A 9,076-nucleotide genomic window follows, 5' to 3' on the forward strand; every position below is an offset into this window, starting at 1 on the left:
TCCCGATTGAGGCAGAATAGTCCCCTTACGATAAAGAGCCGCTGCCGGGAGATAAAAGAGCACCGGTGGCCGTCCCCTGATTACAACTAAGGGCGGAAATAGCCATGCGGCACTCTAGCTAAGATGTTGGTTCGGGCGCTCGTGTGCGGGTCGGGGTGCGCGGCGTTATTGATCCCACACGGCGGTACGTGTTAAAAAACAGCAGAGCAGATTCATTAGCGTGCCCGGCGCAAGACAATCGTCGGGCAGGGGAGAAAATCACGCCGGTCGAGTGCCGAGCCACGCGCGCAAACAGCAAGAGAGAAAGATAGCCGCGGCTCTTGAAACGATGCCTACCCCAATCATTCTACCCAGCCGAACCTGCCGGATGCCCGATGTTACACGCGATCGCGGAGCATCGAATTGATGTCCGCGCGCTCCGGCGTCCGGCATGCGACTGCCAACGGGAATCCCTCCAAGCGCCACAGACCGGTGCTGGTGACAGGCGCTTCGGGCCACCTCGGCGCCAATCTGGTGCGCCGGCTGCTCAGCGAGGGGTATCCGATCCGTGTTCTTCTGCGCGAGGCTAGCGATAGCGCCGCCGTGGAAGGCTTGGCGGTCGAGCGCGTTTTCGGCGACCTGCGGGACTTTCCCGCCACCCGTGCCGCCGTCGCCCGGTGCGGACGGATCTATCACTGCGCGGCCAAGCTCTCGACCATCGAGGGGGATGCCCGGCACCAGAGGGAGATCTATGAATGTAACGTGATCGGGACGCAGCATCTGTTGCGCGCGGCGCGCGAGGCGCGCGTAGAACGCGTCGTTGTCACCGGTTCTTTTAGCGCCGTCGGGTATGATCTCGACGCACCCTCCGCGCCGAGCAATGAAACCATGCAGTTCTATCCCTTCGAGCGCAGCATGCCTTACGAGCGCTCCAAGGTTCTGGTCGAGCACGAATGCCTGAAAGCCGTCATCGACGGCCTCGATGTCGTGATGGCTACCTGCTGCGCCATCATCGGCGGCAATGATTTCCGGCCCTCGCGCCTGGGCCGGACCCTGTGCGACTTTGTCAACGGGAACCTCCGCGCCTACCTCCGCGGCGGCTTCGAATTCGTGGCGGCGCGCGATATCGTGGAAGCTCATCTGCTCTGCATGCACAAGGGCCGGACGGGGCACAAGTATATTTTCAGCACGGAATTCCTGATGCTCGACGAGCTGCTCGATCTGTTCACGGAGATCTCGGGTGTGGCGGGCCCGCGCCGCCGCCTTCCGGCACCCCTGATGCTGGCCTGCGCCGAGATGGCGAGCGCCTACCTAAGCCGCTTCCACCCCGGCGTTCAGCAACGTTTGACGCCGGGCGCTATTCGCTTGCTGCGCAAGTGCCGGCACGCCGATCTCACCAAGGCCCGCACCGAGCTCGGCTACCGGCCGACGAGCGTCCGCACCGCGGTGGAGGAGGCCTACGCTTTTCATTATGCGCGGGGCGCTATTCATCATGCCGCGGCGCGAGCGCCGAGCGCCCCGGCGGGTTGCGGACCCGCGGTGGCCCACCGCATGGCCTTGCCCTAAACCTGAGGCCGCGACAATCAACGGAAAGCACCTTCCAACCAACCCTTCCCCGCCCAGCTTCGCGGAGGCCCGCAATGCGCGCCAAAAAGTCCGTGCGGCCGGGCTGGATCCGAATTACTGGTATGCGGTGGAAGTCGATGAGCACATCCAGCCCGGCCAGGTAACCGAGGTGGTGTTCTGGAAGCGTTCCATCGCTCTCTTCAGAGGCCGGGACGGGCGCGTGCGGGCGATCGAGAACCGCTGTGCGCATCGCCAGTTGAAGCTGTCGCTGGGCGGAGTCGATGACTGCCAACTGGTGTGCCTTTATCACGGCTGGACATACGACGGTGACGGGCGCGTGGTCCGCATTCCCCACGATCTCTTCGGGCGGCGCATGCCGGAGTTTCGCATCGCGAGCTTCCCCGTGCGCGTGCGCTATGGGCTCGTGTGGCTATTTCCGGGCGATCCGGCGCTGGCCGAGCAACGGCCGATCCCGGAAATCCCGGAGATCGAAGGACCGGATCGATGGGCCTGCCGGCCGCTCAGTTTCACCTGGCGCGCGCATCATTCAATGATCATCGATAACGTCAGCGATTTCACCCATGCACACTTGCACCGCAAGTACCGCCCGTTCGACGATGCGCGGCTGGTCCGCTGTGAAACCGCCGGTGACAGCGTCCACGTCGCCTACGACACGCGCGTGGGACGGGGCCGGATCTCCGGATTGTTCGTCGACCGCGACCGGATCAACACCAACCACATGCGGCTCTGTTACCAGTATCCTTACCAGTGGTCCAACACTGATGACAAGATCAAGCACTGGCTGTTTGTCCTCCCCATCGACGAGCGCACGACGCGGACTTTTTTTCTGTTCTATTTCGAGTCGCTCAAGATCCCGTGGACGGCGGTCCGGATCCCGCGCGCGGCCATGGATTTTGTCCTGAGGCTCGCCAACCGCCTGCTGATTGCACCGCTATTGGACCAGGATCGCGGCGCGGTCGAGGCTGAGCAGGAAGGCTACGAAGCGCACTGGGACGCGCCGATCGCGGAGATCAACCCGGCCGTCCGGGCCTTCCAGGAGGTCACCATCCGAAAATGGCAGGCCCATCTCGACCGCGTGGGGCCGCAAGCGAGTGTCGGCGTTACGCCAGCCATGCAGCGATATCCCTAGCCGCCGGCACCTAGATGAGCAGCCTGAACACTGGCACCAGCTTGGAGGCGCTGGCCGGAGTCGCGGCCTTCGTGATTCTCTTGTTCGCCGGCTCGCGGCTGCTTCCGGGCCCGGAAGCACAGGGCGCGCCGCTACCCTCGGGCGGGCGACTCGCCTACCGCCTCAATGGACTACGGGTCTTCCTGCTGGTTGCCCTGGTGGCGGCGCTCGGGCAGCTACTCGGCTGGTGGTCCCTGTCGGTACTTTACCGCCACTTCCTGCCGATTTTTCTCGCGGCCAATGTGTTTGCATTCGTGCTCACCGGGATCGTATTCCTCCGTGGCAAGCAGCCGTCCGCGCAGAAGGGTCAAAATCGTCTGGCGGAGACCTTGCGCGGACTGTACTTCGGCGTTGAGTTGAACCCGCGGCTCGCCGGCGTCGATCTCAAGCTCTTCAGCTACCGCCCGTCGCTCATCGGGCTCGGGCTGCTCAATGCGGCATTTGCCGTCGCGCAGTACGAGATTTACGGGACGCTGTCCGGCGCGATGCTCCTCTATGAGATCTTCACCCTGCTCTACATCGGCAACTACTTTCAATTCGAATACGGCATGCTCTATACCTCGGACATCGTCGCCGAGCGCTTCGGTGGGATGCTAATATGGGGTGATTACGTGCTCGTCCCCTTCTTCTATTCCCTGCCGGGCTGGTTTCTCGTCCACCAGGTCGATCCCCTGCCGGCCTCTGCCGCGGTGGCCCTCACGGCGCTCTTCCTGTTCGGCTTCTGGCTGTTCCGCGGCGCCAATGAGCAGAAACACCGTTTCAAGGCCGACGCCGGCGTCCGGATTTGGGGGCGGCCCGCCGAGACCCTTGGCGGCCGCTTGTTGGTCTCGGGCTTTTGGGGCATCGGGCGGCACCTCAATTATTCAGGCGAGATTTGCATCTACCTGGCCTTCACGCTCACCACCGGCTTCGACTCGGTCCTACCCTATTTGCTTCCAGCCTGGCTCATCGCCCTCTTGATCCACCGCGCCCGGCGCGACGAGCGCCGCTGCTACGCGAAATACGGGGCGCTCTGGACCCAATACACGCACAGGGCACGCTTCCGCATGCTGCCCTTCGTCTATTAACTCATGGAACCCCAAGTCTATCCCGTCGTCACCGGCACGCCTCCCTGCAGACCAATCCCGCGAGTGCGCGGCGGATTGCCGGTGCTGGGCCAGGCCCTGGCCTTTCAGCGTGATCCGCTGAGCCTGCTGGAGCAGGCCTGGCGGGCGCATGGAGAGCTGTTCCAGTTCCGGCTTGGCGGGCGCGAGGTCGTTCTATTCGCCGGACCCGAAGCCCACGATGCTTACTTCCGCGCCCCGGACGATCAGTTGAGCGCGCGCGAGGTCTACCAGTTCACGGTCCCAATCTTCGGCAAGGGTGTGGCTTACGATGTCGCGCCCGAGCGCATGGCCGAGCAACTGGGGTTTCTCGCGCCCCTGATGCGGGGCGGACCCATGCACACTTATGCTCGCCTCATCGATCAGGAAATCAAGGACTACACCGCAAGATGGGGGGACGAAGGCGAGATGAACCTCCCGGTGGTCACCAACGAGCTGACGGTGAACATCGCCAGCCGCTGCCTGCTCGGGGAGGAGATCCGCACGCGTCTCGATACCGGCTTCGCCCAGCTTTACCACGATCTCCAGCGGGGGATCAATACCTTGGGGTTCTTTTTTCCGCGCCTGCCGATCCCTGGCCATATACAGAGAGACCGGGCCCGCCGCCAAGTGGCCTCCCTGATGCGCGGCATCCTGGCCGAGCGGCGGCGGACCGGCACGCGCCCGGGCGACTTCATGCAGGCGCTGATGGAAGCGCGCTATACCGATGGCAGTGCGCTCGGCGATGAGGAAATCACCGGTCTCTTGCTCACCGTGCTGTTCGCGGGTCAGCACACGAGCAGCGTGCTCGCGGCCTGGGTCGGGATCGATCTGCTGCGGCACCGCCAGTACCTGGCCGTGGTCGTGGCCGAGATCCAGGCCGTTTATGCTCAGGGCCAGACCTTAAGCCTGGATACCCTGAAGAGCCAAATGGCGCTGGAGCACGCCGTCCGTGAAGGCGAACGCCTGCATCCGCCGCTCATCCTGCTGGTGCGCAAGGCCCTCGGCGACCTCGAGTACCACGGCTTTCGCATTCGAGCCGGGACCCTGGCCATGGTCTCACCCCTCCTCTCGCACCGCTTGCCCACGGTCTTCAAGGACCCCGAGCGCTACGACCCGGATCGGTTCGCCCCGCCGCGCGAGGAACACAAACAGGGGACCCATGTGCTGATTGGCTTTGGCGGCGGCCGGCACCGTTGTCTCGGGATGCACTTCGCGTACATGCAAATCAAAGCCCTGTGGAGCCTGTTGCTGTCGCGCTACGATCTCGATCTGATCTCGCCGCCGCCCGCACCGGATTATGGAAGCTGGGTCACCGGACCGCGGCCGCCGTGCCGGGTTCGCTACCGGCGCCGCCCCGTATCGCTCGGCCCCAACCTATGACAGCGTCGAGGGTCCCACACTTTGACGTCGCCGTGGTCGGCGCGGGACCGGTCGGCGCGGTCGCGGCCCTGGCCCATGCCCGCCGCGGGGCACGGGTCGCACTGTTTGAGGCCAATCCGAGATCGGCGCAACGTTTGGCCGGAGAGTGGCTGCATCCCCCCGCCATAGAGGTATTGCGACAGATCGGCATCGATTTGCCCGCCGCGATCCCGGAGCACTCGGCTGGTCAGGGTTTTGTGGTGTTTCCGGACGACGGTTCCTCGCCCTGCCTCCTGCCCTACGCCGGCGGGGCACCGGGACTCAGTTGTGAGCACAGCGCGCTGGTTGGGACCCTGCGCGCCGCCGCCGCCGCGCACCCCAATGTGGACTATCTGACCTCGGCACGGGTGCGCCGTATCGAGGGTCACAGCGTACGCTATGTGCAGCGGGGTGGAGTGGGCTCGATCATCGCCGGCCGCATTGTGGGGGCGGATGGGCGCCGCTCCATTGTCCGCGCCAGCCTCGGCCTGCCGGTCGATCACGCCATCTGCTCGCGTATGGTCGGCCTATTGCTTCGCGACGTGGAGCTCCCGTTCGAGGGGTTTGGGCATGTGTTACTCGGCGGCCCCGGCCCGGTCCTCGCTTACCGCATTACCCCGCATCAAGTACGCCTGATCCTGGACGTGCCTGTGCACCGCCGCGGACGCCAGGAGCGTGCGGCTTACCTGTGGGAGGGCTATGCGGCGGTGCTGCCTAGCGCGCTGCGGCCGACCTTTCGCGCGGCCCTCCTCACGGGGACCTTCGAGGGCGCGGCCAACGAAATCAGGGCGCGCAGTGACTACGGCCGCGATCACGTGTTTCTTGCCGGGGATGCCGTCGGCCATCACCACCCCTTGACCGCGGTCGGGATAACCCTGGGCTTCGGCGATGCCCTGTGCCTCGCCGAGTGCGCGGATCCGGCGGATTATCAGTCTCGCCGGCGGCAGGCCACGCGGGTCGCCGAGCTACTGGCCGTCGGCCTCTATCAGGCCCTGACCGAGAGCAGCGAAGAAGCCGACGCCACCCGCCAAGCCATTTATCGGATGTGGCGCAAGAGCAACGCTGAACGCACGCGCACGATGCGCTATCTCGCCTGCCAAGACACGCGGACCGTTCTGTTTGCGTGCTCTTTTGTCCGTGCCATCGCCCATGCCCTGTCAGCGATCGTCAGCGAGGCGCTGTGGCGGGGCGAGTGGTCTCATGCGGCAACGGTGGCCCGGGCGCTGGCCGGGCGCCTGCACTGGCTCCTGCGCGGGATCCTGCCGACCCAATCCGGCCGCGCCTGGGCCCTCACGCCTGAGGGTCGTGGAACCGCGTCCGCGCCGATCGTGGGCGGCACCGGTACCGAGCCCGTGGCAGAGGATAATGAGGAGCTAGAGGATACCGAAGGCGGCCCGGCTCTTAAACTTGCCGTCAGCGCGCTCATTCGCCAGCAGTTGCCGGGCGGCGGCTGGGAGGGAGAGGTCATCTGGTGCCCGATGCTGGCGGCGCAGTACGTGCTCATGTGCCATATCACCGGCGCCTCGATCGGGGTTGGGCGAAAGGCGTCTCTGTGCCTTCACTTCCGCCGCACGCAACTGGGCTCGGGACTCTGGGGCTTGCACCCCCAGTCCTCACCCTACCTCTTCGTCACTGCCCTGGTTTATGTCGCCGCGCGCCTGTTAGGGGTGAACCGGGAGGATCCCCTGCTGGTCCCCGCGGCCCGATTCATCGCGGCCGAAGGCGGGGTCACGGCCATCCCGAGCTGGGGTAAGCTCTGGCTCGCGCTGCTGAACCTCTATGATTGGGACGGCCTCAACCCGCTGCCGCCCGAGGCCTGGCGGCTGCCCCGCTGGATGCCGTTGCACCCGGGCCGGTTTTACTGCCATAGCCGGCTCATCTACCTGGCAATGAGCGTGATCTACGCCTCTCGCTATCAGACATCCTGCACACCCGTGATCGAGGCCTTGCGCACGGAGTTGTACCCCTTGGGTCATAAGCACGTTGCCGCCAGCCGCAGGGCGCTGCGGCCGGGGGATCTGGTTGCGCCCCCGACGCTCTGGCTTCGAGGCCTCTGGGCGCTCGGCGCGCTCGTGGAGCGCTGGCGCCCCGGCGCGGCGCGGCGGCCGATCGTCAAGCGGCTGCGCGAGCGGATCCGCTGGGAGCTGCGGACGACAGATCACACCAGCATCTCGCCGGTCAGCGGCTTACTCAATATGATCGCCCTCTGGATCCACGACCCCGGAGACCACGATCTGCTCCGCGCGTACAAGCGCTTCGAAGGCTGGATCTGGGAAGATAATCAGGCGGGGACGCGGGTCACCGGAGCGCGCAGCGCCTCCTGGGACACCGCTTTTGCGGTGCAGGCGCTGGCGGCCGCCGGGGCGCATCCCGGCTCCGGGGAGGCCAGGGCGCGGGGCGTGGCCTTTCTCCGGAGTCAGCAGATCCGGCAGACGTTCGGCGGGATTGACGAGAACTTCCGCATCGACCCCAAGGGCGGATGGTGTTTTGCGGGTGTGTGGCACGGCTGGCCGGTGAGCGACTGCACGGCCGAGGCAGTGCTGGCGCTGCTCGCGCGCCCGGGCCCGCCGCCGGACCCGGAAGCTCTCGGCGAAGCCGTGGCGTTTATCCTGCGCTGCCAGAACACCGATGGCGGCTTTGGCAGCTACGAGGCGAGCGGCACGCGTTGGAGGATCGAGTGGCTGAATCCCGCGGAGATGTTTGCCGACTCCATGACCGACCGTTCCTGGGTCGAGTGTACATCCTCCTGCATCGCCGCTCTCGCCGCGGTCGGGGAACGCTATCCCGATCTCATGGCGCCAGCGCTCGAGCGCGCCATCGGGCGCGCGGCGCGCTGGCTTCATGCCAGCCAGCGGTCCGACGGAGCGTGGTCCGGAGCCTGGGGAGTGTACCTCATCTACGGTACGATGTTCGGCGTGCGCGGCCTGCTGGCCGCGGGCACACCGGTGTTTCATCCTTCCATCCGCAAGGCCTGCCGGTGGCTCTTGGCGCGCCAGCGGCCCGATGGCGGCTGGGGCGAGCACCACAGTGGTTGTCTGACCGGCGTCTATACAGAGCACTCGGAGAGCCAGATTATCCAGACGGCCTGGGCGCTGCTGACCCTGATCGAAGCCCGCGAACCCGCCTGGGCCGCTATCGAGCAGGGCGCCGCTTACCTCTCGCGCAGGCAAGACGTACGCGGCCAATGGCCGCCGCAAGACATGGCGGGCGTCTTCTTCCGTACGGCGCTCCTGGACTACACGCTGTACCGCGCCTACTTCCCTCTGTGGGCCCTGGGCCGGTACCAGGCCCGGTGCGCGGAGCGGGCGGCGTTGCATCCTCGGCGCGCCAAGCAGGGCCGCCTTCGGCCCCGGCCAGCTTCGCTGGCGCTCGGGGACTCGCCCCTGGCCCCGGCTTTCGCACCGCCGGTGCCGCAAGCGTTCCGGGCGGGCGGGTAGCAACGACGCCCTCCGTACTTCCGTACCTGGGGTCCCCCTTAAGTGCGCTTGGCCCCTCAGCTCAGATTCAGCGCTCTCGGCGGGGCGATCTCCCTCCCTTGGGCGTAATCCACGCCGATCGCCCGGAGGGCCTCGAGCGTCGGCGTATCCTCCACCGACTCGGCAATGGTTTTGAGGCTCATCACACGGCCGATCCGGTGGATGGCCTCGGCGATTGCAGGATCGATGGGATCGTGTCGCATGTTCTTGATGAAGCACGATACTCCGCATCACGCGCTCCGCCGCCAGCGGGCGCGAGACCCTGGTAGCCTTATGCGCCTATGATTTCCCGGGCAACATACGCGAGCTTGAGAATCTCGTGATCCGCGCAATGGTGGTAACGGACGGTAGCGAGATCATGCCCGGATCTTGGTTGCCCAAGA

6 protein-coding genes are annotated in these 9,076 nt (G+C 65.8%); 5 read left to right on the plus strand and 1 reads right to left on the minus strand.

Annotated elements, in window-relative coordinates; translation table 11 throughout:
* Positions 1-405: 405 nt before the first annotated feature.
* From M3436_08175 to M3436_08195, 5 genes are read left to right on the plus strand one after another with little or no spacing between them, the layout of a single operon-like run.
* Entirely contained in the window at positions 406-1,545 is a 1,140-nt protein-coding gene (locus tag M3436_08175) for an NAD-dependent epimerase/dehydratase family protein (GenBank protein ID MDQ3564103.1), read from the plus strand.
* Positions 1,451-2,695 carry an aromatic ring-hydroxylating dioxygenase subunit alpha gene (locus M3436_08180; protein ID MDQ3564104.1) on the plus strand — a complete coding sequence of 415 codons (1,245 nt, stop codon included), beginning with the start codon at positions 1,451-1,453 and terminating at the stop codon, positions 2,693-2,695. Before M3436_08175 ends, M3436_08180 begins: the two co-directional genes overlap by 95 nt.
* A 14-nt stretch (positions 2,696-2,709) precedes the next feature.
* A complete protein-coding gene (locus M3436_08185; GenBank protein MDQ3564105.1) occupies positions 2,710-3,801 on the plus strand; it encodes an ERG4/ERG24 family protein in 1,092 nt (363 codons plus the stop codon).
* Between the two features lie 3 nt (positions 3,802-3,804).
* The gene (locus M3436_08190) at positions 3,805-5,199 is read left to right on the plus strand and encodes a cytochrome P450 (protein ID MDQ3564106.1); all 1,395 of its coding nucleotides are present in this window, start codon (positions 3,805-3,807) and stop codon (positions 5,197-5,199) included.
* Entirely contained in the window at positions 5,196-8,654 is a 3,459-nt protein-coding gene (locus tag M3436_08195; protein MDQ3564107.1) for an FAD-dependent monooxygenase, read from the plus strand. The genes M3436_08190 and M3436_08195 overlap by 4 nt, the downstream gene beginning before the upstream one ends.
* 56 nt (positions 8,655-8,710) lie before the next feature.
* Here M3436_08195 and M3436_08200 read toward each other — a convergent pair whose 3' ends face one another.
* Positions 8,711-8,896, minus strand: a complete 186-nt coding sequence (locus M3436_08200; protein ID MDQ3564108.1) for an EAL domain-containing protein — start codon at positions 8,894-8,896, stop codon at positions 8,711-8,713.
* Positions 8,897-9,076: the final 180 nt, after the last annotated feature.

It is taken from the genome of Pseudomonadota bacterium, assembly GCA_030859565.1.
Lineage (GTDB): Bacteria > Pseudomonadota > Gammaproteobacteria > JACCXJ01 > JACCXJ01 > USCg-Taylor.